The sequence below is a fragment of the Nonomuraea sp. NPDC049129 genome (assembly GCF_040648495.1).
Taxonomy (GTDB): Bacteria; Actinomycetota; Actinomycetes; order Streptosporangiales; family Streptosporangiaceae; genus Nonomuraea.
On the sequence record NZ_JBEZDU010000011.1, the window covers coordinates 253,276 to 276,963 of the forward strand.

Consider the following 23,688-nt stretch of genomic DNA (forward strand, 5'->3'; position numbering starts at 1 on the left):
CGCAAGGGGCCCCACACGTGGACGCGCTGCCAGAGCGGCCGTCGAAGGCCGTCTCATGACATGGGTTGTAAAAGGTTCACAGATAGCGAAGGGAGTGTTGAACGCCATCAGGATCGCCCGTCGCCGGTGTGTTTTCGCCGCACGGGTACCGCAGCTCCACAGACGGGAAGGTGGTCTACGGTCACGCTTACGCGATCCCCGCACCCCGCCCTCAGCGGGCGGCTGTTGCGGAAACGGCAATTCGGCCTCTTGGCCGATAGATGGTGTTGAACAACCTAGTTGCGGGCCCCGGCGCATCATGGCGCCGGGGCCCTCGTCCGCGTTCAGGAGGTTACATGGATCGAACATCCACAGAGTTGGCCACAGGGCCCGATAGCAAGCCCAAGCCCCGCACCACGGCCGCTACTTCCACGCTCGCGTCAAGCGCCGCTTACGGCGACAAAGCCGAGTCCCGCACCCTGCCACCCTCCGATGCGGCGGTGGATGCCAGCGCTGAAGCCAAACTCGACGATGACGACTACCCCGCCTACAGCATGGGCCGGGCCGCGGAGATCCTGGGCGTCAGCGCGGCTTTCCTGCGCAGCCTGGGCGCCGCCAAACTGATCGAGCCGCAACGCTCCAACGGCGGCCACCGCCGCTACTCCCGCTACCAGCTGCGCTTGGCGGCCAGGGCCCGCGAGCTGGTCGACCAGGGCACCGCCCTGGAAGCCGCTTGCCGGATCATCATCTTGGAAGACCAGCTCGCCGAGGCGCTACGCATCAACAACTCCCGCGACCGCCCGGCCGACCATTAGCGCCGGCGACCTCATCGACCCCGCGGCCTGGTCCCGCAAAGCGCCGGCCAGGCCCAGCGATGCCCCCGGATGCCGGGACACCGATGTCCGCCTGACAGCCAAGCCTTCTACGCGAATGCCTTCTGGAGCCAGCCCTGCCAGGACTGCTCCAGCGCCTGCCCGTCGATCTCGGCGTACGCGTGGTGCTCGACCACGACCGTGCCCTGGCCGTGGATGAGCATGTAGAGCCCGTCGTCCGTACGCACGCCCACGAACGTGCCCGGATCGGTCACCCACTCGACGACGCCCTCCTGCGGCGCCACCCCGTCGGGCGCGATCGTGACCCGGTCGCCCGCGGCGATGCCGCCGGTCAGGCCGAGCACGCTCTGGAAGGCGGCCCACGCCTGGTCACGCGACGCCTGCGGGCCCCAGAGCATCAGGTTGTGCGTCGAGATCCGGCCGCGGAAGTGCTTGAGGTAGGCGGCCAGCTTGCGCAGGTATTGGAGGTCGCCGATCTTCAGCGCGTCGTACTCGGACTCCCAGTCGTCGCCGAGGAAGCCGCTGTGCACGAAGCGGAGCACGGTGCTGCCGCTCTCGCGGCCTTCGATGAGGTATTCGAACGCCATGAACGTGCCGTCTTCGGGGTTCTCGTCGCCGCGGTAGGCCAGCCGTTTGCCGGGCTCCCACACGGTGACCGTCGAGCCCATGCTGAAGTCGCCGCCGAAGGTCTGCGTGCCCCTGCCGCCCTCGCGGGGCTCCAGCTCGCTGTGGCCCATGAACCAGGAGTCGATGCCCGGTCCTTCGGCGATCGCCTGCCAGACCTCCTCGGGTGAGGCTTCCAGCTCGATGTCGTGACGTACCTCGAACTCGTGCGGCATGACCGTCTCCTCGGTGGATGTCCCTTGCGCGTGAGACCGACACTTCCACCGACAATTAGAATTGTCAAGCACTCCGTGATTGTCGGCGGATCGCCCTCCTGGGCGACGGGACTCGCTCTTGAGAGGGAGACCGAGGATCGCCCGTCGCGGCGATCCCTTTTGAGCGGCGAACTCCGAGGATGGGCTGCATATCCCGCAGCTTGAAGGAGAACCAGTCGTGCAGAATCGCACCGCGCTCATCGCCGCTCCCGTGCTCGTCCTGACCTACGGTCTGCTCAGAATCGTCGACGGTTTCGACGGCGTCCGAGGCCCCGGCTTGGCCTGGACAGCCGGGCACCTCGCCTTCCTCGGGGCTTTGACGCTGTTTATCCCGATATTTTGGGAAATGCGGAGGATGCTGGGGCGGTCCGCCCTCGCCACCACGGCGCTGGTCGCGGGCGTCGTCGGGATCGGCTGCGCGGCCGCCCAGTTCGCGATCGACATCATCGTCGGCTTCCTGGCGGCCGACCATGACGCGATGAGCCCGATGTTCGAGCAGGTGAAGGCGGTGCCGGGCGTGAACCTGGCCGTCTACAGCGCGGGCCCGATCCTGTTCTACGTGGCCCAGCTCGCCTTCGCCGGCCTGCTCGCCGGGCACCGGCTGGTCAAGGTCTGGGTGCCGGTCGCGGTGCTGGGCGAGGTCGTGCTGTCGGCGGTCGACAAGGACCTCATCCCGGTGGGCGCGATCCTGCTGTTCGTCTCGTTCCTGCCGCTGATGGGCCGCCGTACGACGACGGCGAGGCACGCTCCCGTACATGCGTGAGAGCCGGCGTACGGGAAGCATGAGCCGGCATACGGAAAGATGAGGCGCTGTGTCCGACTTGTCGCTTATCGACATCGTCCGTCGAAGGATCGCGGGGCTCCCTCACCTCTGGGTGGACGCCGCGCTCACCGCGGTGATCTTGATCGCCCAGCTCTGGCCCCTGCTGTTCAGCGATGAGCGGACCGGCGAGCCCTGGGACTGGTGGGGGTACGCGGTGGTGGTCGCCGCGTCGTTGCCCCTGGTCTGGCGGCGGCGGGCGCCGATCACCGTACTGGTCGTCTGCCTGTGCACGGGCGCCCTCTACGACCTCGCCGACCACGTCGCGCGCCAGCCCGTCTGGTACGGCGGCATGGTCGCGCTCTACACGGTCGCCGCCTACTCCGGCACCTGGCAGCGGATTCTCGTGCTCGCCATGACCGTCACCGGTGGCCTGCTCGTGGTCGGCTCGTCGGAGACCGCGCTGCGCGGGACGGTGCTGTTCGTCGCCGCGTACGCCATCGGCAGGGCCACCGCCACCTCCCGCGCCCACGCCGCCGCGCTGGAGGAACGGGCCGAACGGCTGGAAAGGGAGCGACAGATGGAAGCGGAACGCGCGGCCGAGCGCGAGCGCGCCAGGATCGCCCGCGACATGCACGACATCCTCGCCCACGCGGTCAGCCTCATGGTCGTCCAGGCCGAGGCGGGGCCCGTGGTGGTCAGGAGCAACCCGGCGCGGGCGGAGGCCGCCTTCGACGCGATCGCCGCGGCGGGACGGGACGCGATGATGCAGCTGCGCCGGATGCTGGGCGTGCTGAAGGACGAGGAGGCGCCGCGCGCGCCACAACCCACCATCGACGACCTGCCCGCCTTGGCGGACCAGGTCTCCCACACGGGGTTGCGGGTGGCGTTCGCCTCGACCGGCACGCCACGGCCCGTCTCGCCCGACTGCGCCGTCGCCGCGTACCGGGTCACGCAGGAAGCACTCACCAACATCGTCAAGCACGCCGGCGCGAACCACGCGGACATCCGGCTCACCTGGGAGGACGACACCCTGATGCTCGATATCACCGACGACGGGCACGGGTTGCCGTCAAGCGGGCGCGGGCTGCCTTCTGGCGGGCACGGGCTGATCGGCATCCGCGAGCGCGCCGCCGCCTGCGGTGGCAGCGCCGCGGCCCATCCCCGCACCGACGGGCCGGGCTTCCATGTGTCGGTACGGCTTCCGCTGGCCCGGGCATGACCGGCCAGGACGCGGCCCCGAGCATCCGGGTCGTGGTCGCCGACGATCAGGAGCTGGTCCGCGGCGGGTTCGCGATGATCCTGGACGCGCAGCCGGACATCGACGTGGTGGCCGAGGCGGGCGACGGGCTCCAGGCCGTCGCCGCGGTCCGCGAACACGACGCGGACGTGCTCCTGCTCGACATCCGCATGCCCAGGATGGACGGCATCGAGGCGGCCAAGATCGTGTGCGCGGAGACCGGGTGCCGGGTGCTCATGCTCACCACGTTCGACCACGACGACTATGTCTATGACGCGCTGCGGGCGGGGGCCAGCGGGTTCCTGCTGAAGGATGTGCGACGGGACGATCTGGTCAACGCCGTACGGGTGGTCGCGGAGGGTGAGTCGCTGCTGGCGCCGACGGTGACCAGGAGGCTGATCTCCGAGTTCACCTCCCGGCCCGCCGCCAGGCCCGCCGACGCGCTGGACGTACTGACCGCGAGAGAGCGTGAGACGCTGCAGCTGATCGCGCGCGGATTGTCGAACGCGGAGATCGCCAAGGCCATGGTGGTCAGCGAGCACACCGTGAAGACGCACGTCAGCAACCTGCTCGCCAAGCTCGGACTGCGCGACAGGGTGCAGGCGGTGATCACCGCCTACGAATCGGGCCTCGCGGTACCGGGTGCGTAACGTGTGGTCAGACGGGGTAAGCGGGGACGTATGCACGACCTCTCGACCGACGAAACGGGAACGGCTCCAAGAAAAGTGGATGAATCACCCTGTCAGGTGATGCAATGGGCCGACCCGCAATCACCCGAGGAGGCCCGTTGAGAGACAACCTCGACCTCGCCGCGAGCGCCCAGCAGCTGGCCGACGCCGCGCCGGCGGGCTCGCTGGACCGCGCGGCGGCCGCGTCCGTGGCCATCACGCTGGCCACCACACGCGACGTCATCCAGGCCAGGGAGACGCTCGACGGCCTCGCGCCACAGGACGTACGCCAGGCGGCGCTCACGCTCTTCGAGGAGCTCTCGGCGAGCTGACCGGACCGACCTCATACCGACGCCGCACCCAGCGGGGACGCGCGGCCTCTTAAGCGTGCCGTCCCGGCATCGGTCCGGCCCGCCTCCGCTCCGGGAACGTCTGGAGTCTGGGATGCTCAGCCGTTGGCGTCGTCGGTGGCGCGGTAGGTGGCGGAGGCGCTGCCGAGGCGCCCCTCCTCACGCTGGGCGGCCTGGGTGAGGAGCTTGAGTGCGGTACCGATCGCTTCCAGCCGCTGCCCGTTCGCCTGCCAGTACGCGCGCGCGTAGTCGTCGTCGCCGAGCGCCTTGCGGGCCGCCTCCTTGTGCGTCTCGTACCGGTCTTCCACACCCCGCAGACTGTCCGCGAGGTCGCCCATCGCCCCCGCCAGCCCTTTGATCCGGCTGGCGCTGTAACTGACGCCGTCGGGTTCCATCCGGCCGCACCCTCCCTGACTCACCGACTTGATCGATAGTATGCGAGCGTCCTGATGGCTTCGTGGGGTTGATACGACGATGAGTGATTCATGGGATTTACTCCAACAACTCGTCCAGGACATCGATCGGCAAACCGAACAGGTCAAGGAGATGCACCGCAAGGTGCGCGACCTGACGGGCTCCGCGCAGTCCGACGACGGGATGGTCACCGTCACCGTCGGGCCCCGGGGTGAGCTGCGGGCCGTCGACTTCGATCCCCGCGTGTACCGCGAGCTGACGCCCACCGAGCTGGCGGCATGCGTCATCGAGCAGGCCGCCATCGCCACTCAAAAGGTCTCCGCGGAGCTCAGGACCCTGGCCGGGCCGATGGTCGCCGAGGACGTCCCGTTCGAGGATCTGTTCGGCGAGGGCACGGGCTTCGAGTCGTTCCTGCCGGGCGCCGACCGGCGCGGGCCGGGCGCGTGACGGTCCGGGAAACCGGCTGATGGGGCTGGATCTGGGGTTGGTCCCCGAGCTGGTCAGGCATCTGGCGTTGCCGCTGACGGCCGGCGCGTTCCCGGAGGCCGTTCCGGACGCGCTGGTGCGGGAGGCCGAGGCGCTGGAGGCGCTGGCCGACGAGCTGGCCGCCATCCGCGTCGAGGACGCCGAGCCGGTGCTGCGCTACCTGAAGGGCTCGGAATGGGACGGCGCCGCCAAGGACGCCTTCCAGCGGGTCCTGAACTTGCTCGCCGGTGACGGGCGGACGGCGCCTCAGCTGGCGAACCTGGAGGGTGACGCGCTGCTGAAGCGGGTGGAGAAGGCCATCCGCCAGGAGGCCCGGCGGCTGCGCGACCACGCGGAGGACATGGAGCACACCCAGTGGATGCAGTACGCGGCGCTGGCGCTGCTCGCGCTGGCCATCGCCCGGCTGCTGGTGTGGGTGTACCTGTACGGGCCGTCGGTGCTGAAGCTGATCCAGGTGCGCACGCTGATGACCCGGATGTCGATCCAGGCGCTCAAGTGGCGGCTGCTGATGAACATGCTGGGCTTCGCCGCGGTGATGGGCGGCCTGGACCTGGCCGTGCAGGCGGCGCAGCTCCTCTTCGGCAACCGGGACAAGCTCGACCTCGAGTCGTTGCTGCTGTCCCTGGGCAACGGGGCGCTGACCGGCCTGGTGTTCACCGGGGTCGACTTCGGGCTGTCGCGCCTGGCCACCCGGGAGCTGGTGTTCATCGTGTCGCGGGCCGAGCTGGGGGTGCGCGACCAGATCGCGGCCATCGGGCAGAGCGTCTACGGGCGGGCGCTGGCCGGCGGCGTGTCGGGCACCGTGGGATCGATACCCGGGCTGGCCCTCAGCGACCAGCTCGACCCGGCGCACCTGTTCTACTCCTTCGTGGCGGGCACGGCCGGAGGCATCGGCATCCCGCAGAGCGCCCGGACCCACTACATGCCGAGGGCCGGCGACGCGCCGGAACTGGTGCACGGCGCCGAGCCGGTCGCGGGCGGGCGGTCCTCCGGCGCGGACCTGTCCTCCGGCACGGACCTGTCCTCCGCCCGGCACCCCACCGGTCCGGAGCACAGTCTGACGCACGGTCAGGGGCGCGGCCTGGGCGGAGAGGCCGCAGGGGTCAGAACCTCGGACGGGTCCGAGCCGCGGCGGGTCATCGAGCCGACCCAGGTGGTGCTGAGCGGTGAGAGGCCCCAGGCTCCGGGCGGGCCGGAGCAGCGGATCCGCCCGACGGACGCGCGTCCGGCCGGGGACGCCCAGCTGACCGGCCAGGTCGCTCGCCCGGCGCTCGGCGGCCGTGCGGCGCCCGCGGCGGTGGCGCACGGCCAGGCGGGCGTGCTGGGCCACGTATCCGGCGCGTCGAACGCCACGCCAGGGCACCCGCAGCCCCTCCACGACCTCCCGCTCCGCACGCCGTACGTGCCGCCCACCCCGCCACCGCCGGGCCCAGACGCGCAGGACGGCCTCCCCCGCCAGGCGGACTCACAGCAGGTCGCCGACCGCGCCGCCGGCTCGCAGCAGGTCGCCGACCGCGCCGTCGGCTCGCAGCAGGGCGACGGCGGGGCCGTCGTGCCCGGCTCGGACCGCCCGGCCGCCCTCGACCAGGCCCGGGATCCGGTGAACACGGTTCCAAACCCGGCGACGCACACCCAGGACGGAGCCCCCGTACCGCGCGAGGGCGCGCCCGCCGGAGCTCACCTCGCGGACGGCGACGGCACCGGCAGGGGCCGCATCGACCAGCTCATCAACCGGGACGGCACTCCCCCGCCGCCCCTGGATCCCGACGTGACCTCCTTGGGCCGCCGCATCGCGCGCAGGCTGGAGACCGCGGTGCCGGACGAGGCGTGGGCGCATACCTTCGGGACGATGGCCCGCACCGTGACCTCCACCATGCAAAACCCCACCGCGAAAGACATGATCACCCAGCTCCACAAGCTGTCGCGTACCGTGGGCATGCCTGTCGCCTTCGACGGGCTGGTACGCGTCTTCGACGAGGCGCAGCGGCAAGGATTCGATCCCGCCGGCGCGACGAACAGGTTGGATCTGGTCGATCGGCTGGAGCTGTACCGGAAGACGGACCCACTGCTTTTTCCCGGCCTGTGGCTCGCCGAAGGGGAGCCCGTGCGCCCCTCCTTCGGGCTCGCGCGGACGCTCGGCCGGATTGACCTGGCGATCGGCTCCGCCAACGGCACCACGCGCGAGATCAGGGTCAACCAGCTTCGCCGCCTCACGTTCGACCTGGACCTCGGGCTCTACTCGCTTGATCACTTAGGGCGCCTGTTCCTGGACGCCGAGGCGAGAGGCATGGACGTCCAGGGCGTGGCAGGGCGGCACGACCTGGTGCGCGAGTTGGAGCGGGCCCGGGAGAGCGACTCCGAGCTGTGGGACGGGCTGCGGATCGCGGACGAGCACGCCATCGCCGGGCTCGGCGACCCGGCCGCGCGGGCGATCAGCCGTACCGACCGGGCGCTCCGCTCGGTCGCGCCCGATGGTCGGCTGCGTAACCTGGCGGCCGAGGCGGGATTCTCGCACGCGCTCCGGACGTTCTCCGAGATGCTCGTGGAGGTGGACACGCACGGTGCCCTCCCGGAACGGCCGGCGACCCACGCGGAGCTCGTGGAAAGCCTCACGCGGTACCGCGAACGCGACATGGACGGCTGGGACGTGCGTGTCATGGACGAGCGATTCCCCGCCGCGGGCCTGGACCCGGCGAAGGCCGCGCTCCTGGGCCGAATGGACCGCGTCATCGTCGGCGACGGCGCGCCGCGTCCCCCGCTGGACCCGCTGCCCGGACTGTCGCGCGAACTGGGCCTCGGCGACCGGATAGGCCGCCTCGCCCACGTGGCCGAGCGCGCGCAGCGGCTCGGCTTCGACCCGGTAGGCGCTCCTGACCGGGCGGCGCTGGTGGCGGCGCTGCGGGGATACATGGACACCACCCCGGACACTTGGGCAAGGCTGCGGGTGTCCGACCGGTACGCGACCGGGCTCGGCGAGCCCGCAACGCGTGCACTTGCGCGCATGGACCGGATCGTGGGCTCGCCGGGCGACGCCCCGGCGTGGGTCCTCGATCCCCTGCGGAAGCTGGCGGGCGATCTCGGCCTGGGGCACTCGGTCCACCAGCTGGCCCACGTGTTCAGGGGGGCCGAGGAGCGCGGGCTGGATCCGGCCGGCGCCGCCGACCGGGCCGACCTCGTCCACCGGCTGAACTCCTATTACCGGGCGCCGGCGGAGGTGCCGTACCGCTTCAGGCCGACCTTGACGCGCCTGGCTGAAGAGGCGCTCACAGACCAGCTCCGCCAGGCGGCCGCCCGTGACGCCGCCGCCGGCGCGTCGACGGTGAGGGCTCGCGACCGCGTCTCCGACCTGGAGGCGGAGCACGCTCGTGCGCTGGAGGCCCGCGCCCGCGCCTGGGACAGCCGGCCCCGCGAGCCGGAGGTCTCCTATCGGTGGAACCCCGAGGCGTTCGAACGCGACCTCGCGGAGGCGTTCGCGCGGGCGGAGCGCGGCGAGCCGGTCGTGCCCTACCTGACCGAGGACGCCACCGGCGGACTGGCCGCGCCCGGGACCGGGTTCAAGTTCGGCCGGGAGATAGAGTACGACCTGCCCGAGTCGCTCAAGCCGCACCAGGACGCGATCAACCAGGCCATCGCCCGCGACCTGTACGACGCGGGGCTTACTCCGGATCCGTGGACGCACCCCTACCACACCGGCCACGACGGCGGCTACTACGAGGGCGACAACGGCTGGCGGCTGGAACAGGACGTAACGGTCGCCGGAGAGCTCGTCTCACCACCGCTGTACGACACGCCGCGCACGTGGGCAAGCATCCAGCTCGTGTGCGAGATCATCAAGTCGCACGGCGGCGTGGCGACGCCGAGCACGGGAGGCCACATCCACGTGGACACTTCCGCGTTCGACCACATCCCCGCCTTCTACCAGCGGCTGCTGAGGCTGGTGAACAGAAACTACTTCGACACGTTCCTGCGGCTGATGACGAACCCGGAGCAGAACCGCCACCGGGGGCTCGTCTACTGTAGGCCCAACATGTGGGACTCCGCTGGGTACGTCACACTGGACGAGCTGGTGAGCTCGCAACTCGAGCGCGGCTCCGCGGTCAACGTGCAATCGGTCGAGGGCGGCCGGACGGACCACACGGAGATCCGCCTCCCCGACGGCTCGTTGGACCCCGGCGTCATCCAGACGCAGATCAAAGTGGCGCTGGGAACGGTGGACCTGGCGCTGCGGCTCGGCGACGACCAGTTCCCGCTCAACCACGACGTCAAGGACGTCGCCGGCAACCATACTGAGCACCGCAGGCGCCTGGACTACTCGTCCTATCTGGAGCTGGCCGACCACCTCTACCACCGGGCGGCCGACAAGGCGCAGCTCACGGCCCTGTTCGCGATCACCCGATGGAACGAGAAGAGGGAAGAGCCCTGGTGGCGATGAGTGAAGCGAACCGCGCGGCGGTCGTCATCCGCAACACCTCGGCGGCGGACCGGCCGCCCGCCATGCCGGTCAAGGTCGACGGCTCGTTGTACCGGTACGAGATGATCTTCTCTGGCGGCGGCTCGCGGGCGTACGCGGACGAGCCGGACGAGCTGGTCGGCGCGCTCAGGCCCGGCTACGACGCGCTCGGCACTCCGGAGGAGCGACGCGAGGCGCGCGAGCGGATCGCGCTGGACGCCCAGGTCAGGGCGCAGGCGGAGCTGGCCGCGGCCGGGCCGCTGGAGGAGTGTACGCCTGAGGAGCGGGCCGTGCTGCTCGGCGGCAGGCACGTGCCGCCGGCTCCGGAGGAGTGGGCCGCCCCCGTGCCGCTGGTGCTGGTCACGTCGTTCTACGAGCCGGCCGGGTCACTGCCCCGGCCGCGCGGTCCCGAGGAGCTTCAGGTATGGCTCGACCCGGCGGACGACTGGACGCTCCTGACCAGCCTGCACGCCGCCGGGACGATCAAGGTCGCGATGCTCCAGGATTTCCCCTAAGCGCGCCGCCTTACGGCATGCCCAGGCGAGCCCGTACGGCCCGGCGCGCCCATACGACGGCCTGCCGGTCGCCGTGCAGCTGCAAGGTGTGATTCAGGGCCATGACCAGGCCGTGCAGCTCGAACACCAGCTGATCGACCTCGGTGCCGCCCGGCAGGTCCCCGGCGGCCACGGCCCGCCGCGTCTCCTTGAGCAGCCGCCCCCGCCAGGCGTCGAACCGGGCCGCCACCGCGTCGCGCACCGCCCCCACGCGCCCGTCGAACTCGTGGGCCGCGGCGACGAAGAAGCAGCCTCCGGGGAAGACGCCGCGCTCCAGGTAGGAGATCCACTCCTCGCAGAGCGCCCGCAGCCGGCGCAGTCCCGGCTCGACCCGGATGACCGGCTCCCAGACCTCCGCGCGGAAGACCTCGCCGGCCCGTTCCAGCACCGCCAGCTGCAGCGCCTCTTTCGAGCCGAAATGACCGAGAATGCCGGACTTGCTCATGCCGAGCTCGGTCGCGAGGCGGCCGATGGTCAGCCCTTCCAGCCCTTCGAGGGAGGCGATGGCGACCGAGCGGTCGAGGATGGCGGAGCGCGTGCCGAGGGCCTCCGCCACGGATCTCCGTGGACTCATCCAGGCAGTTTAGCGTTCGACGCCGTTTAGCGTCCGAACGGTCGGTTGCTATAGTCCCGCCCATGACTGGATCAAGACTCGTCGCCACCGGCCACTATCAGCCCGCCAAGGTGCTGACCAACGACGACCTCGCCGCCATGGTCGACACCTCCGACGAGTGGATCACCAAGCGGGTCGGGATCCGCACCAGGCACATGGCCGGGCCGGAGGAAGGCGTGACCGAGCTGGCCGGGCACGCGGCGGCCAAGGCGCTGGCCGGCAGTGGGCTGGACGCCGCCGACATCGACCTCGTCCTCGTGGCCACCTGCACCCAGACCGAGCGGGCGCCGAACATCGCCTCCCGCGTCGCGGCCAAACTCGGCGTACCGGACGCGGCCGTCATGGACCTGGGCGTCTCGTGCTCCGGCTTCACCCACGCGCTGGCCATGGCCGACCACACGATCAAGGCGGGGGCCGCCACGCATGCCCTGGTCGTGGGGGTGGACAAGATGACGGCCGTGACGGACTGGACCGACCGTACGACGTGCGTACTGACCGGCGACGGCGCCGGGGCGGCGGTGCTCAGCGCGGCGGCGGAGCCGGAGATCGGGCCCGTCGTCTGGGGCTCGGCCCCCGAGCTGGGCAACGCGGTGCGCATCGGCGGCACGCCGACCCGCTTCGCCCAGGACGGCCAGACCGTTTACCGCTGGGCCACCACGCGGCTGCCGGAGATCGCCCGGCGCGCGTGTGAACGTGGCGGCGTCAAGCCGGAGGAGCTGGCGGCCGTGGTGCTGCACCAGGCGAACCTACGAATCATCGAGCCGATCGCGCAGAAGCTCGGGGCGGTCAACGCGATCGTGGCCCGTGACGTGGTCGAATCGGGCAACACCTCGGCCGCGAGCGTCCCGCTGGCGCTGTCGAAGCTGCTGGAGCGGGGTGAGGTGCGGCAGGGGGCGCCGATGCTGCTGTTCGGGTTCGGCGGGAACCTCTCGTACGCGGGGATGATCGTCCGCTGCCCCTAACCGTCGCGCAGGTAGTCGGCGAGCCGCTCCAGCTGCTCGGCGTAGTAGTCGCCGAACTCGGGTGAGCCCGGGTCGAGCCCGCAGGCGGCCCGGACGAGGTGCGGGAAGACGATGCCCGCCGCGGCCATCCCGAACAGCGCCACCAGCACCGCGGCCGGGTCCAGGTCGGCGGGGAACTCCCCCGCCTCCTGACGGGCGCGCAGGTGCTCCAGGTCGCGGCGCACCTCGTCGGCGAAGGCGGGATCGGGCGGGGCGTCGTCGGTGAGCCCCTGCCAGACCAGCAACTTGCCGAAGTCGCGGCGGCTGGAATTGGCGCGCGCGTAGCCCGCGATGAGCCGGCCCAGCGACGACCCGCGATCGGCGAACACGCTCTCCTCGCTCTGCCAGCGGGTGTTCAGCGCGCGGAAGAGTCCCTCCTTACCGCCGAAGTAGTAAGAGATCAGCTGCTTGTTGACCCCGGCCCTGGCCGCGATCTCGCCGACCCGCGCCCCGGCGAACCCCTTGGCCGCGAACTCCTCCAGCGCCGCCTGAAGGATGCGGGCCTTGGTGCGCTCCGGGTCGCGCTGCTTCTCCTCCGGCGCTCGTCTCATGCCCGGAACACTATCATCCATCCGGATGGTTGACAGAATCATCCATGCGGTTGATAGTCATGGACATGACAGAGCACATCGCGATCATCGGCGGCGGGGTCGGCGGCCTCTGCCTCGCTCAGGGACTCCTCAAGGCCGGAAAGCACGTCACCGTCTACGAGCGGGACCGCACCCCGGCCGACCGGCTGCAGGGCTACCGGGTGCACATCGACCCCAACGGCGCCCGCGCCCTCCACCACTGCCTGCCGGCGGCGCTCTGGCAGGCGTTCCTCGCCACGACCGGGCAGGGCGGCCAGGACTTCGGCTTCCTCACCGAGCGGCTCGGCACGCTCGCGCTGATCGAGACCCCGCCCGCGGCCGACCCGGCCGACGACCACCACTCCGTGAGCCGCATCACGCTCAGGCAGGTGCTGCTGACCGGGCTGGAGGAGGTGGTGCGGTTCGGCAAGACGTACGAGCGCTACGAACGGCTGCCCGACGGGCGGGTCGAGCTGTTCTTCGCCGACGGCTCCAGCGACATGGCCGACGTCGTGGTCGCCGCCGACGGCGGCAACTCGCGGGTGCGCAAGCAGTATCTGCCGCACGCCGAGCGCGTCGAGACCGGCATCACCACGGTGGCGGGCAAGTTCCCGCTCACCGACGAGACCAGGGCGCTCATCTCGCGGCGGCTCGTCGAGGGCCCGAACACCATCATCCCGCCCAAGGGCCTCGGCATGTTCTGCGCGCCGCACGACCTGAGCGACACCGCGCCGGTCGGCGCCATCGGGGCGACCGAGCAGCAGGGCGCGCTGATGGACAACGCCGGCAGCTACATCCTCTGGGCCGTGGGCGCCGCCAAGGACCGCTTCCCCGCCGACGTCGCCGACCTGCCGGGCGCGCGGCTCAAGCGGACGGTGGCGGAGATGGTCGAGTCCTGGCATCCCGATCTGCACAAGCTGATCGACCTGGCCGACCCCGACACGGTCTCGTTGCTGCCGATCCGTACCTCGATCCCGATCGAGCCGTGGCCGGCCACCACCATCACGCTGCTCGGCGACGCCATCCACAGCATGACGCCGATGCGCGGCATCGGCGCCAACACCGCCCTGCGCGACGCCCGCCTGCTCTGCCTGGCGCTGACCGGCGGGCGCGACACGGTCGAGGCCATCGCGGACTACGAGGAGCGGATGCGCGAGTACGGCTTCGCGGCCGTGCGGGACTCGCTCCGCGCGGCCGAGCAGTTCATCGGCGAGAGCCGGGCCGCCAGGATGGGCTTCAAGGCGTTCCTGCGTACGGTCCAGCGCTTCCCGTCGCTCAAGGCGAGGGTGTTCTCGTAGTCCAACGCCGTACCTTGGAGGAGCCGGCGCTGTCGAAGCTGCTGGAGCGGGGTGAGGTGCGGCGCGCCCTCCACGCGGTGCGCGGCCGGCTTCGCGCACCCAGATCGCGAGGCGTCGCGCGCTGACGCTAGCGTTGGAGGAGAGGAGAGGGGTTCCGTTGTCAGTCGTGAAGATCAACGTCCTGACCGTGCCTGCGGAGATGCGGGAGGAGCTGGAGCGACGCTTCTCCAACCGGGCGGGCATGGTGGAGTCGGCCGACGGGTTCGAGTGGTTCGAGCTGCTCAGGCCGGTCGAAGGCACCGACCAGTACCTGGTCTACACCCGCTGGCGCAGCGAGGACGACTTCCAGACGTGGCAGCAGGGTCAGGCCTTCCAGCGCGGGCACGCGCAAGCCGGGGCTGCTCAGGGGCATGGCCACGGCCAGGGGCCCGCCGCGTCCGGATCGCAGCTCTGGTCGTTCGAGGTCGTCCAGAGCGCCAGCCCCAAGAGCTGAGCGGCCCTTTGTTGGAGGGTGGATGCGGATCGGGATCCTGGGGCCGCTCCAGATCGCGGGGGCCGCGGTCGGCGGCGCGCGGGTGCGGGCGCTGCTGATCCGCCTGGCGCTCGATCCCGGCCGGGTGGTGACCAACGACCGGCTGATCGACGACCTGTGGCCGGGTGAGCCGCCCGAGCATCCGATGGCCGCGCTGCAGTCGCTGGTGTCCAGGGCGCGCAGGGAGGCTCCCGGGCTGATCTCCTCCCATCCGAGCGGCTACCTGCTCGACGTACCGGCCGATGAGGTGGACGCGCAGGCGTTCGAGCGGCTGGCCCGCGCGGGCGACGCGCACGCGGCGCTGGCGCTCTGGCGCGGTCCGGCGCTGGCCGGCATCGACCTGCCCTTCGCGCTGGCCCCGGCCGCCCGGCTGGAGGAGCTGCGGCTGGCGGCGCTGGCGAGCCGGATCGCGGCGGACCTGGCCGCGGGCGGCGATGTCGTGGCGGAGCTGGAGGAGCTGGTCGCCGAGCATCGGCTGCGCGAGCCGTTCCACGCGCTGCTGATGCGGGCCATGGTGGCGGACGGACGGCGGGGCCAGGCGCTGGAGGTCTTCGAGCGGATCAGGGCGCGGCTGGCGGACGAGCTGGGCGTCGATCCGGGGGCCGAGCTGCGGGAGGCGCACCTCGCGGCGCTGCGTGACGAGGAGCCGGAGCCCAGGAGCAACCTGCCCGCCCGGTTGACCAGCTTCGTCGGCCGCGGCGACGACGTCGCCCGTATCCGGGCACTCCTCGTCGGCCGCAGCGATGACGTCGCCCGCATCCGGGCACTGACGGGCGCCCGGCTGATCACCCTCGTGGGGCCCGGCGGGGCGGGGAAGACGCGCCTGGCCGTCGAGGCCGCCGCGACGCTGCGCGTGCCCGACGGGGTGTGGCTGGTCGAGCTGGCCCCGGCGGCCGGGGTGCGGGCCGCGCTGGAAGCCGTGTTCAAGACGTCCGACCTGGTCAGAGCGCTGCGCGGCACGTCACCGGTGATCGTGCTGGACAACTGCGAGCACCTGATCGACGAAGCCGCGCGCGTGGCGCAATGGCTGCTGGGCGCGGTGGCCGGGCTGCGGGTCATCGCCACCAGCCGTGAGCCGCTGAACATGCCCGGCGAGACCCTGCATCCTGTACTCCCGCTGGCGGAGGAGCCCGCCGTGGAGCTGCTCCGCGACCGCGCCGCCGCCGCCCGGCCCGACCTGAGCCCGGACCCGGCCGAGGCCGCGCGGATCTGCCGCGAGCTCGACGGCATCCCGCTGGCCATCGAGCTGGCCGCCGCCCGGCTGCGGACGATGCCGGTGTCCATGCTGGTCGAGCAGCTCGGCGACCGGCTGGGCTTTCGCGGCAGCCGTACCTCCGAACCCAGGCACCGCACGCTGCGCGCGGTCATCGACTGGAGCTGGAACCTGCTGTCGCGGGAGGAGCGGGAGCTGCTGCGGGGGCTGTCGGTGTTCTCCGGCGGGGCGACGGCCGAGGCGATCGGGCGGGTCTGCGGCGGCGATCTCGATCTGCTTTCCGCGCTGGTCGACAAGTCGCTGATCGCGCTCTCCGGTGACCGCTACACGATGCTGGAGACGATCAGGCAGTACGTCGCGGAGACCACCACTGCTGATCTCTTGGAGCTCAGGCAGGCGCATGCCCGCTACTACGCCGAGCTGGCCGAGGCCGCCGAGCCGCATCTGCGGACGGGTGAGCAGGTCAAGTGGCTGGCCGTGCTCGACGCCGAGCAGGGCAATCTGGACGCGGCGTTCCGGCACTCCGACGACCCGCTCCGGGTCATCCTGCCCAGGCTGTGGCCGTGGATCATGCGCGGGCGGCGGCACGAGGTCATCGCGAACGCGACCGCCGCGCTGCGCAGGGTCGGTGACGTCCCGCCCGAGGGGCGGGAGCTGGCCCATGGGCTGTGCATGATGGCCGCCATGGGCGCCGAGCCGAGCCGGGCGGTCCGGGAGTCCGACCATCCGGCGGCGCTGCACTCCTGGGCGATGGGCGTCGCCATGGGTCCGCCGCCCGACGTGGTGGCCGTCACGGAGGCGAGCGCCCAGCGGCTTCTTGATCATCCCGACACGTGGACCAGGTCGACGGCGCTGCTGGTAGCGGGCATCGTCCGGTTCGAGTACGGGGCGGTCGACGGCGCCGAGTCCCTGCTGGAGCCGGCGCTCGACGGACTGCGCAGGACCGGCGACCGCTGGGGGCAGTGGACCGCCTACTTCTGGCTGTCGCTGGCCGCCGAGAACCGAGGCGACTTCGCCCGCGCGCTGACCCTGGCCAAGGAGCCGGAGCCGATCGCGGCGGAGCTGGCCGGGCTGGGGGCGCCGCTCGGGCCGATGATGTTCCTGCTGCGGCTCAGCCAGCTCATGATGCGCACCGGCGACCACGCGGGCGCCGCCACCACCCTGGAGCGGGCCTGGCAGGCGGCGCTGCGCTCCGAGGACGCGCTGACCATCGCCCGGGTGACGCACGCCAGAGCCGAGCTGGCCCGGCGCTCCGGCGATCCGGGCGCGGCCGCCCGGCTGGTGCGCGGCGCCCTGGCCATGGACGTCGACGCTCCTCCCCAGTTCAGGGCGTTCATGAACGTCGAGCTGGCCCGCGTGGCCGAGCCGGCCGAGCCGTCGCGCAGGGCGCTGGAGCTCATGGCCACCTGCGAGGACAGGACGGCCCGCGCGACCGTGCTCGAAGGCGTGGCCGAGCACCGCGACCCGCTGATGGCCGCCGAGCTGCTGGGGGCGGCCCGGGTGCTGCGCGGGATCACCGAGTCGGCCGATCCGTACGTGGTCGCGCTGGCCGGGCGGTGCCGGGCGGCGCTGGGCGCCGAGCGCTATGCGGAGGCCCTGGTCAGGGGTGCGGCGATCCCGGATCCGGAGAGGTACGCGCTCTCGTCCCCGTGACAGTCTCCGTCAGCCGCTTTCATGGCGCCGAGCATGGCTCGGCATGGACCATACTGGGCAGCCTAGTGAGCAGACGCGATGGCGGAGCACTAGCCGTGATCTCTCCTTATCGCGGAGAATGCGCCGGGTGGGGGTAACTTCCACCTCTAAGTAAGGAGACCTGTGGCCGATACAGGCACGCTCGAAACCCGTGGTAGTGACTTCGCCAAACTGGCCCGACAAATCCAGGATGCCGGCCTGCTGGACCGGCGTCCGGTCTACTACGCCGTGCGACTGACCCTGGTATTGGCCGCTTATGTCGGTCTATGGGCGCTGTTCGTGTGGGTCGGCGACTCGTGGTGGCAGCTGCTGGTGGCTGTCGCGCTCGCCGTGGCCTCCGCGCAGATCGGGTTCGTCGCCCACGACCTGGGTCACCGGCAGGTCTTCAGGACCCGCCGGGCGAGCGACATCCTCGGCTTGATCATCGGTGACTTCGGCATCGGCCTGGGCTGGGGCTGGTGGAACACCAAGCACAACCGCCACCACGCCAACCCCAACCACGAGGACGAGGACCCCGACGTCTCGCCCGCCGTGATCGTCTGGTCGACCGACCAGGTGGAGCGGAGCCGGGGGTTGCCGAGGTTCATCGCCAAGTGGCAGGCGTACTGGTTCTTCCCGCTGCTCACGCTGGAGGCGTGGCATCTGCACATCGCCAGTGTCAAGGCGGTGTTCCAGCCGACGACGAAGCACCGCAGGATGGAGGGAGCGCTGCTGCTGGCGCACTTCGCCTGCTACTTCGGCCTGATCTTCGCCGTGCTGCCGTTCGGCATGGCGCTGCTCTTCCTGGTGGTGCACCAGGGGCTGTTCGGGGTCTATCTGGGCAGCACGTTCGCGCCGAACCACAAGGGCATGCCGATCCTCACCAAGGAGGACAAGCTCGACTACCTCCGCAAGCAGGTGCTGACCTCGCGCAACGTCAAGGGCGGCGTGTTCGTGGACGTGGCGCTCGGGCAGCTCAACTACCAGATCGAGCACCACCTGTTCCCCAACATGCCGTCGCCGAACCTGCGCAAGGCCCAGCCGATCGTCCGGCAGTACTGCGCCGACCTGGGGGTCAGCTACCTGGAGACGGGACTGATCACCTCGTACGGGCAGGCCCTGCGGCATCTGCACGAAGTGGGCGCGCCCCTGCGCTAGCCACTGGCGCCCTTGAGACGTCGGAGGAGGTCGTCTCGGCGGCCTTCCAGCTCCGCGATCAGCTCTTCCTGCTCGTCCGCCATGCTGATCATCGCGCTGATCTCCACCTGGTCGGTGGCGCCCATGTCGCGGATCTGGTCACGCAGGTCCTTGGTCTCGGCGCGCAGCCTGGCCAGGTCCTCTTCGACGTGCCGCAAGTCGTCTTGTTCGCTCATGCTCCGGCTCTACCCATTGCGGGGCGGTTGGCCACCCGAGCGGTCCTCCGTACAGAATGGGCCCCATGCGAAGGTTGTCGGCCAGCACCATCGTGTCGGTCGCGGTGGTCATCGTCGTACTGGCAGGTACGGTCGCCACCTCCTTCTTTCAGCCCGCCCTGGCACCGAACGCGCTCGACATCGTGCTGCCGCTCGTGGCCAGTGCCGGGGTGCTGGCGCGGCGCCGCTACCCGGTGGTGGCGCTGATCGTCGTGCTGGCGGCCGTCGCGCTCTACTATCCCCTGGCCCGGCTCGACGGGCCGATCCTGATCATGGCGTTCGTCGTCCTCTACACCGCCGCCGACCTGGGCCACCTGATCGCCGCCATCGCCGCGGGCGCGACCACGATGCTGGCCATGGGCCTGGGCGAGACCGGCGGGACCAGGCATGTGGACGACAGTATGTTCATCCTGATCACCGGATGGGTAGCGGCCGCGGTCGCCGGTGGGGGCGTCACCCGCAACCGGCGCGCCTATCTCCGGGAGGCCGAGCAGCGCGTGCTCGACGCCCTGCACGGCAAGGAGGAGGAGGCCAGGCGGCGGGCGAGCGAGGAGCGGCTGCGCATCGCCAGGGAGCTGCACGACCTCCTGGGGCACAACATCTCGATGATCAACGTGCAGGCCGCGGCGGCGCTGCACGGGCTGAAGAAGCGGCCGGAGGACGCGGAGGCCGCGCTCCGGGCGATCAAGGAGGCCAGCAAGGAGACGCTGCGCGAGCTGCGTACCACGCTCGGCGTGTTGCGGCAGGTGGACGAGGGCGCGCCGACCGCGCCCGCCGACAGCCTGGCCCGGATGGAGGCGCTGGTCGCGGCGTCGGGGCTGGACGTGCGGACCGAGCTGTCGGGGCCGCTGGACGAGGTGCCGGCCGAGGTGGACCTGGCCGCGGCACGCATCATCAGGGAGGCCCTGACGAACGTCTCCCGGCACTCGGGAGCCGATACGGCCCGGCTGACCGTCACCAACGAGTCCGGAAATATCGTGATCCGCGTGGAGGATGATGGACCGGGCGCGACGTTCACCGGCGGGACCGGGTTCGGGCTGCAAGGCATGCGGGAGCGCGCCACCGCGCTGGGCGGCACACTGGAGGCGGGCCCCCGGCCTGATGGCGGCTTCCAGGTCGTCGCCCACTTACCGCTGAACGGAGTTCGATGATCCGCACCGTACTCGCCGATGACCAGAATCTCGTACGGGCCGGGTTCCGGTCCATCCTGAGCGACGAGGACGGCATCGAGGTGGTCGGCGAGGCGGCCAACGGCGCCGAGGCCGTGGCCAAGGCCCGCGAGCTGCGGCCCGACGTGGTGCTGATGGACATCCGGATGCCCGAGCTGGACGGCCTGGAGGCGACCCGCGCGATCGTCACCGATCCGCGGCTCGACGGCGTCAAGGTGATCATCCTGACCACGTTCGACCTCGACGACTACGTCTACGGGGCGCTCCGGGCGGGGGCCAGCGGGTTCCTGGTCAAGGACACCGAGCCGGCCGAGCTGATCCACGCGGTGCGCGTGGTGGCCAGGGGCGACGCGCTGATCGCGCCCTCGGTGACCCGGCGGCTGATCGCCGAGTTCGCGGGCCGGGTCAAGCGCCCGGAGCCGGGCCCCCGGCTCAACGCGCTCACCGAGCGCGAGCGCGAGGTCATGGCGCTGGTCGCGGCCGGGCTGTCCAACGACGAGATCGCGGCCCGGCTGGTGCTCAGCCCGGCCACGGCCAAGACGCACGTCAGCCGCATCATGACCAAGCTCGGCACGCGCGACCGGGCGCAGCTCGTGGTGCTCGCCTACGAGGCCGGCATGATCACCCCAGGCTGGCTTACTCCCTGAGTTGTACGGCGGGCGGCCGGTTGACACCACAGGTGTACGGCAGGTGCCCGCCCCAGCATGACGCGGCGGAGATGACCTTGGCCAGAACCTCTGACCATGGAGACCGTAGACCTCGCCCGCCTGCAGTTCGCCCTCACCGCGGGGGCGCACTTCCTGTTCGTCGCGCTGACCCTCGGCCTGGCGACGCTGGTGGCCGTCATCCAGACCTGGGCCACCTTGACCCGCAGCCCGGTGCACATGCGGATGACGCGGTTCTGGGGGCAGCTCTACATCATCAACTACGCGATGGGCATCGTCACCGGGCTCGTCATGGAGTTCCAGCTCGGGCTGTCGTGGAGCGGGCTCACCGAGTTCGCCGGGAACGTGTTCGGCTCGTCCCTGGCGATCGAGACGATCGTGGCGTTCTTCATCGAGTCCACCTTCCTGGGCCTGTGGATCTTCGGCTGGAACAAGCTGAACCGCTGGGCGCACCTGGCACTGATCTGGGTCGTCACGCTGACGGCCTACGCCTCGGCGTTCTGGATCCTGATCTCCAACGGCTTCCTGCAGAACCCGGTGGGCTACCAGCTCAAGGACGGCGTCCTGCACCTCACCGACTTCGGCGCGCTGGTGGCCAATCCGGCGGCGCTGGTCGCCTTCTTCCACATCGGCGGCGGCGCGCTGATCGTCGGTGGCTTCCTCATGGCCGGGGTGAGCGCGTACCACCTGGCCAAGCGCACGACCGAGCAGGACTTCTTCCGCAAGTCGCTGCGCATCGGGATCTGCGTGGCGCTGCCCGCGACGCTGTTCACCGCGACGTTCGGCGGACTCGGCTTCGACACGATGCAACTGACCAAGCTGGCCGCCTGGTCGGGCAGCGCGCGGCGGATGGCCGAGGTGCAGGCGGACATGGTGGCCATGTACGGTCCGGGCGACTACCTGCCGTCGCTGGGGTGGGTGCGCGCCTCCGGGATCACCATGATGTCGCTCTTCGCGGTGCTCTTCTTCGTCTCCGGGGCGAGCTTTCTGCTGATGCTCTTCCGGCCGGTCGTACGGGGCTTCCGGCCGTGGCACTGGCTGCTGACGGCGCTGATCCCCGTCCCGTTCGTGACCATGATCGCCGGCTGGATGTTCCGTGAGATGGGGCGTCAGCCCTGGGCCGTGTACGGCCTGCTGAAGACCGCCGACGCCATGTCACCGGTGTCGTACGGGCAGATCAGGTTCTCGCTGACCGCGTTCGTCACCGTGTTCGCCGTACTCATCCTGGTCAACTACTGGCTGCTGGCCAGGACTGCCCGTAAGGGGCCGGATGCCGTCGCGCTGGGCGACCGCCCGCTCGAGACCGTCGCCCCCGTACTGACCTTCTGAGGAGCCGTCATGGAGATCCTTATTCTGGCCTTCTTCGCGATCGGCTACCTCGTGCTGGCCGGAGCGGACATCGGCGTCGGCATGGTGCTGCCGTATCTGGGCCGCACCCCGGTCGAGCGACGCGAGGCGATCGCCGCGATCGCACCGTTCTTCCTCGGCAACGAGGTGTGGCTGGTGGCCACAGCCGGAGTGCTCGCCGGGCTCTTCCCTGCTCTGGAGGGCTCGCTGCTGAGCGGCAACTACTCGCTCGTCGTGGCGCTGCTGCTCTCCTGGGTCATCCGGGACATGGGCCTGTGGCTGCGTGGGCGGCTGGCGGGCGTCCGGTGGCAGGGGTTCTGGGACGGCGCCGTCGTCGCGGGCAGTTGGGGGCTGGCGCTCAGCTGGGGTTCGCTGCTCAGTGACGTATTGCTCGGCATCCATGGGCCTCTCGCGCTGCTGCCCGCCCTGCTGGTGGCCGCGCTGTTCGCCACGCACGGGCTGTCGTTCGCGGCGCTGCGGCTGCGGGGCGTGCTGCGCGAGCGCGCGGCGGTGCTGTCCGGCGGCACCGGAGAGGGCCGCACGTACGCCCTGACGGCGACGGCCCTGGTGGCGATCGGCGTCCTGGCGGGCTTCCGGCTGCCTCTGGCCCCGGGCACCTCGGGCGCGCTTCTGGTGCCGGTCATCCTCACGCTGATCCCGTTCCTGGTGGCCTCACAGGCGTGGGTCTGGTGGACCTTCCGGCACCGGGTGACCGGCCCGTCGTACCTGTAACCGGGGGAGACCATCCTCGGACCCTGCCCGCCCTGGTCGGCGGGCAGGCTGTAGCCCAGCCCTTGCTTAACCTATCGAAACTCGATAGATTTCCATCGCAACTCGATGGAAGGATGCGCCATGGGGAAACTGACAGTGCTCGCGCTGCGGGCCGTGCTCGGGGTGGTGCTCGTCGGCACCGTGTTCATACAGGTATTGATGGTGTGGACGTTGATCAGCGGGAACGACCCGGAGGACGGGTCGCTCCCGCTGACCCCGCTGCGCGTGATCACGATCCTGGGCATGGTGTCGGTCCAGGTCGCCGTGGTCTGCGTATGGCGGCTGGTGACGATGGTGCGACGCGGAACCGTGTTCTCCCACGCCGCCTTCCGGTACGTGGACATCGTGATCGGCGCGATCGTGGCGGCCGCCTTCGTGTGGTTCGCGGTCACGGCCATCAACGCGCCGGGCCAGCGGGACGACCCGGGCGTCACCGTCATCATGGCCGGCATTGGCGTGGCCATCCTGGGGGTCGCGCTCATCGTGCGCGTGCTGCGGGTGCTGCTCGCCCAAGCCGTCGCGCGGGACGGCGAAGCGGCGCAGATGCAGGCCGAGCTGGACGAGATGATCTGATGCCGATCGTCGTCGACATCGACGTGATGCTGGCCAAGCGGAAGATGTCCGTGGGCGAGCTCGCGGACCGCATAGGGATCACGCCCGCCAACCTGGCGGTGCTCAAGAACGGCCGTGCCAAGGCGGTGCGCTTCACGACGCTCACCGCGCTCTGCGAGGTGCTCCAGTGCCAGCCGGGCGACCTGCTGCGCTGGGAGGCCGAGGACGCCGCGGACGGATGACGCGCCCACACCGCCATGCCG

General features: G+C 70.9%; 24 protein-coding genes. 19 read left to right on the forward strand and 5 right to left on the reverse strand.

What is annotated here, in order from left to right:
- The first annotated feature begins 533 nt into the window (after positions 1 to 533).
- A complete protein-coding gene (locus tag AB0B64_RS32760) occupies positions 534 to 794 on the forward strand; it encodes a MerR family transcriptional regulator (RefSeq protein WP_357957980.1) in 261 nt (86 codons plus the stop codon).
- Between the two features lie 107 nt (positions 795 to 901).
- Here AB0B64_RS32760 and AB0B64_RS32765 read toward each other — a convergent pair whose 3' ends face one another.
- Complete coding sequence (locus AB0B64_RS32765) at positions 902 to 1,651, reverse strand: SRPBCC domain-containing protein (RefSeq protein ID WP_358181969.1); 750 nt, start codon at positions 1,649 to 1,651, stop codon at positions 902 to 904.
- Positions 1,652 to 1,868: 217 nt separating this feature from the next.
- Between AB0B64_RS32765 and AB0B64_RS32770 the strand changes: the two genes are divergently transcribed.
- The 4 genes from AB0B64_RS32770 to AB0B64_RS32785 all read left to right on the forward strand — a co-directional run bounded on the left by AB0B64_RS32770 (position 1,869) and on the right by AB0B64_RS32785 (position 4,690).
- Entirely contained in the window at positions 1,869 to 2,453 is a 585-nt protein-coding gene (locus AB0B64_RS32770; protein ID WP_357957756.1) for a hypothetical protein, read from the forward strand.
- 49 nt (positions 2,454 to 2,502) lie between these two features.
- Positions 2,503 to 3,672: a histidine kinase gene (locus tag AB0B64_RS32775; protein WP_358181972.1), complete on the forward strand. Its 1,170-nt coding sequence runs from the start codon at positions 2,503 to 2,505 to the stop codon at positions 3,670 to 3,672.
- Entirely contained in the window at positions 3,669 to 4,340 is a 672-nt protein-coding gene (locus tag AB0B64_RS32780) for a response regulator transcription factor (RefSeq protein WP_358181975.1), read from the forward strand. The genes AB0B64_RS32775 and AB0B64_RS32780 overlap by 4 nt, the downstream gene beginning before the upstream one ends.
- Before the next feature lie 137 nt (positions 4,341 to 4,477).
- Entirely contained in the window at positions 4,478 to 4,690 is a 213-nt protein-coding gene (locus AB0B64_RS32785; protein ID WP_357957761.1) for a hypothetical protein, read from the forward strand.
- A 116-nt stretch (positions 4,691 to 4,806) separates the two neighbouring features.
- On the opposite strand, the gene AB0B64_RS32790 is transcribed toward AB0B64_RS32785, so the two are convergent.
- Positions 4,807 to 5,103 carry a hypothetical protein gene (locus AB0B64_RS32790; protein WP_358181978.1) on the reverse strand — a complete coding sequence of 99 codons (297 nt, stop codon included), beginning with the start codon at positions 5,101 to 5,103 and terminating at the stop codon, positions 4,807 to 4,809.
- A gap of 79 nt (positions 5,104 to 5,182) precedes the next feature.
- Here AB0B64_RS32790 and AB0B64_RS32795 point away from each other — a divergent pair, with 79 nt between their 5' ends.
- From AB0B64_RS32795 to AB0B64_RS32805, 3 genes are read left to right on the forward strand one after another with little or no spacing between them, the layout of a single operon-like run.
- Positions 5,183 to 5,569: a YbaB/EbfC family nucleoid-associated protein gene (locus AB0B64_RS32795; RefSeq protein WP_357957765.1), complete on the forward strand. Its 387-nt coding sequence runs from the start codon at positions 5,183 to 5,185 to the stop codon at positions 5,567 to 5,569.
- Between the two features lie 19 nt (positions 5,570 to 5,588).
- Positions 5,589 to 10,040, forward strand: coding sequence for a hypothetical protein (locus AB0B64_RS32800; protein ID WP_358181981.1), 4,452 nt, complete (start codon positions 5,589 to 5,591; stop codon positions 10,038 to 10,040).
- Complete coding sequence (locus tag AB0B64_RS32805; protein WP_358181984.1) at positions 10,037 to 10,573, forward strand: hypothetical protein; 537 nt, start codon at positions 10,037 to 10,039, stop codon at positions 10,571 to 10,573. The genes AB0B64_RS32800 and AB0B64_RS32805 overlap by 4 nt, the downstream gene beginning before the upstream one ends.
- A gap of 10 nt (positions 10,574 to 10,583) precedes the next feature.
- Here the strand turns inward: AB0B64_RS32805 and AB0B64_RS32810 are convergent, their stop codons facing one another.
- The gene (locus AB0B64_RS32810; protein ID WP_358181987.1) at positions 10,584 to 11,186 is read right to left on the reverse strand and encodes a TetR/AcrR family transcriptional regulator; all 603 of its coding nucleotides are present in this window, start codon (positions 11,184 to 11,186) and stop codon (positions 10,584 to 10,586) included.
- Between the two features lie 62 nt (positions 11,187 to 11,248).
- Between AB0B64_RS32810 and AB0B64_RS32815 the strand changes: the two genes are divergently transcribed.
- Positions 11,249 to 12,187, forward strand: a complete 939-nt coding sequence (locus tag AB0B64_RS32815; RefSeq protein WP_357957773.1) for a beta-ketoacyl-ACP synthase III — start codon at positions 11,249 to 11,251, stop codon at positions 12,185 to 12,187.
- Here AB0B64_RS32815 and AB0B64_RS32820 read toward each other — a convergent pair.
- Positions 12,184 to 12,777 carry a TetR family transcriptional regulator gene (locus AB0B64_RS32820; RefSeq protein WP_357957775.1) on the reverse strand — a complete coding sequence of 198 codons (594 nt, stop codon included), beginning with the start codon at positions 12,775 to 12,777 and terminating at the stop codon, positions 12,184 to 12,186. The genes AB0B64_RS32815 and AB0B64_RS32820 overlap by 4 nt on opposite strands.
- A 65-nt stretch (positions 12,778 to 12,842) precedes the next feature.
- Between AB0B64_RS32820 and AB0B64_RS32825 the strand changes: the two genes are divergently transcribed.
- The 4 genes from AB0B64_RS32825 (at position 12,843) to AB0B64_RS32840 (ending at position 18,667) form a co-directional block, all read left to right on the forward strand.
- A complete protein-coding gene (locus AB0B64_RS32825; RefSeq protein ID WP_357957777.1) occupies positions 12,843 to 14,093 on the forward strand; it encodes an NAD(P)/FAD-dependent oxidoreductase in 1,251 nt (416 codons plus the stop codon).
- A 157-nt stretch (positions 14,094 to 14,250) separates the two neighbouring features.
- Positions 14,251 to 14,586, forward strand: coding sequence for an antibiotic biosynthesis monooxygenase (locus AB0B64_RS32830; protein WP_357651355.1), 336 nt, complete (start codon positions 14,251 to 14,253; stop codon positions 14,584 to 14,586).
- Positions 14,587 to 14,608: 22 nt separating this feature from the next.
- The gene (locus AB0B64_RS32835) at positions 14,609 to 17,491 is read left to right on the forward strand and encodes a BTAD domain-containing putative transcriptional regulator (RefSeq protein ID WP_358181990.1); all 2,883 of its coding nucleotides are present in this window, start codon (positions 14,609 to 14,611) and stop codon (positions 17,489 to 17,491) included.
- Positions 17,492 to 17,653: 162 nt separating this feature from the next.
- Positions 17,654 to 18,667 carry an acyl-CoA desaturase gene (locus tag AB0B64_RS32840; protein WP_357957781.1) on the forward strand — a complete coding sequence of 338 codons (1,014 nt, stop codon included), beginning with the start codon at positions 17,654 to 17,656 and terminating at the stop codon, positions 18,665 to 18,667.
- Here the strand turns inward: AB0B64_RS32840 and AB0B64_RS32845 are convergent.
- The gene (locus AB0B64_RS32845; protein WP_357957783.1) at positions 18,664 to 18,882 is read right to left on the reverse strand and encodes a hypothetical protein; all 219 of its coding nucleotides are present in this window, start codon (positions 18,880 to 18,882) and stop codon (positions 18,664 to 18,666) included. The two genes, AB0B64_RS32840 and AB0B64_RS32845, sit on opposite strands and share 4 nt — an antisense overlap.
- A 65-nt stretch (positions 18,883 to 18,947) precedes the next feature.
- On the opposite strand from AB0B64_RS32845, the gene AB0B64_RS32850 reads away from it, so the two are divergent.
- The 6 genes from AB0B64_RS32850 to AB0B64_RS32875 all read left to right on the forward strand — a co-directional run bounded on the left by AB0B64_RS32850 (position 18,948) and on the right by AB0B64_RS32875 (position 23,667).
- The gene (locus tag AB0B64_RS32850) at positions 18,948 to 20,072 is read left to right on the forward strand and encodes a sensor histidine kinase (protein WP_358181993.1); all 1,125 of its coding nucleotides are present in this window, start codon (positions 18,948 to 18,950) and stop codon (positions 20,070 to 20,072) included.
- Complete coding sequence (locus AB0B64_RS32855; RefSeq protein WP_357957787.1) at positions 20,069 to 20,737, forward strand: response regulator transcription factor; 669 nt, start codon at positions 20,069 to 20,071, stop codon at positions 20,735 to 20,737. The genes AB0B64_RS32850 and AB0B64_RS32855 overlap by 4 nt, the downstream gene beginning before the upstream one ends.
- Before the next feature lie 96 nt (positions 20,738 to 20,833).
- On the forward strand, positions 20,834 to 22,084 hold the full coding sequence (locus tag AB0B64_RS32860; RefSeq protein ID WP_358181996.1) for a cytochrome ubiquinol oxidase subunit I: 1,251 nt from the start codon (positions 20,834 to 20,836) through the stop codon (positions 22,082 to 22,084).
- Positions 22,085 to 22,093: 9 nt separating this feature from the next.
- Positions 22,094 to 22,834, forward strand: a complete 741-nt coding sequence (locus AB0B64_RS32865) for a cytochrome d ubiquinol oxidase subunit II (RefSeq protein ID WP_358181999.1) — start codon at positions 22,094 to 22,096, stop codon at positions 22,832 to 22,834.
- Positions 22,835 to 22,954: 120 nt separating this feature from the next.
- Entirely contained in the window at positions 22,955 to 23,446 is a 492-nt protein-coding gene (locus AB0B64_RS32870) for a DUF2975 domain-containing protein (protein ID WP_357957793.1), read from the forward strand.
- Positions 23,446 to 23,667 (forward strand): helix-turn-helix transcriptional regulator, encoded by a 222-nt coding sequence (locus tag AB0B64_RS32875; RefSeq protein ID WP_357957795.1) that lies wholly within the window; start codon positions 23,446 to 23,448, stop codon positions 23,665 to 23,667. The genes AB0B64_RS32870 and AB0B64_RS32875 overlap by 1 nt, the downstream gene beginning before the upstream one ends.
- The last annotated feature ends 21 nt before the right edge of the window (positions 23,668 to 23,688 follow it).

Coding starts and splice junctions, on each gene's coding strand:
- AB0B64_RS32760 (WP_357957980.1), top strand. CDS start 534: ATGGGCCGGGCCGCGGAGATCCTGGGCGTCAGCGCGGCTTTCCTGCGC.
- AB0B64_RS32765 (WP_358181969.1), bottom strand. CDS start 1,651: ATGCCGCACGAGTTCGAGGTACGTCACGACATCGAGCTGGAAGCCTCA.
- AB0B64_RS32780 (WP_358181975.1), top strand. CDS start 3,669: ATGACCGGCCAGGACGCGGCCCCGAGCATCCGGGTCGTGGTCGCCGAC.
- AB0B64_RS32790 (WP_358181978.1), bottom strand. CDS start 5,103: ATGGAACCCGACGGCGTCAGTTACAGCGCCAGCCGGATCAAAGGGCTG.
- AB0B64_RS32795 (WP_357957765.1), top strand. CDS start 5,183: ATGAGTGATTCATGGGATTTACTCCAACAACTCGTCCAGGACATCGAT.
- AB0B64_RS32800 (WP_358181981.1), top strand. CDS start 5,589: ATGGGGCTGGATCTGGGGTTGGTCCCCGAGCTGGTCAGGCATCTGGCG.
- AB0B64_RS32805 (WP_358181984.1), top strand. CDS start 10,037: ATGAGTGAAGCGAACCGCGCGGCGGTCGTCATCCGCAACACCTCGGCG.
- AB0B64_RS32810 (WP_358181987.1), bottom strand. CDS start 11,186: ATGAGTCCACGGAGATCCGTGGCGGAGGCCCTCGGCACGCGCTCCGCC.
- AB0B64_RS32815 (WP_357957773.1), top strand. CDS start 11,249: ATGACTGGATCAAGACTCGTCGCCACCGGCCACTATCAGCCCGCCAAG.
- AB0B64_RS32820 (WP_357957775.1), bottom strand. CDS start 12,777: ATGAGACGAGCGCCGGAGGAGAAGCAGCGCGACCCGGAGCGCACCAAG.
- AB0B64_RS32825 (WP_357957777.1), top strand. CDS start 12,843: ATGACAGAGCACATCGCGATCATCGGCGGCGGGGTCGGCGGCCTCTGC.
- AB0B64_RS32835 (WP_358181990.1), top strand. CDS start 14,609: ATGCGGATCGGGATCCTGGGGCCGCTCCAGATCGCGGGGGCCGCGGTC.
- AB0B64_RS32845 (WP_357957783.1), bottom strand. CDS start 18,882: ATGAGCGAACAAGACGACTTGCGGCACGTCGAAGAGGACCTGGCCAGG.
- AB0B64_RS32850 (WP_358181993.1), top strand. CDS start 18,948: ATGCGAAGGTTGTCGGCCAGCACCATCGTGTCGGTCGCGGTGGTCATC.
- AB0B64_RS32855 (WP_357957787.1), top strand. CDS start 20,069: ATGATCCGCACCGTACTCGCCGATGACCAGAATCTCGTACGGGCCGGG.
- AB0B64_RS32860 (WP_358181996.1), top strand. CDS start 20,834: ATGGAGACCGTAGACCTCGCCCGCCTGCAGTTCGCCCTCACCGCGGGG.
- AB0B64_RS32865 (WP_358181999.1), top strand. CDS start 22,094: ATGGAGATCCTTATTCTGGCCTTCTTCGCGATCGGCTACCTCGTGCTG.
- AB0B64_RS32870 (WP_357957793.1), top strand. CDS start 22,955: ATGGGGAAACTGACAGTGCTCGCGCTGCGGGCCGTGCTCGGGGTGGTG.
- AB0B64_RS32875 (WP_357957795.1), top strand. CDS start 23,446: ATGCCGATCGTCGTCGACATCGACGTGATGCTGGCCAAGCGGAAGATG.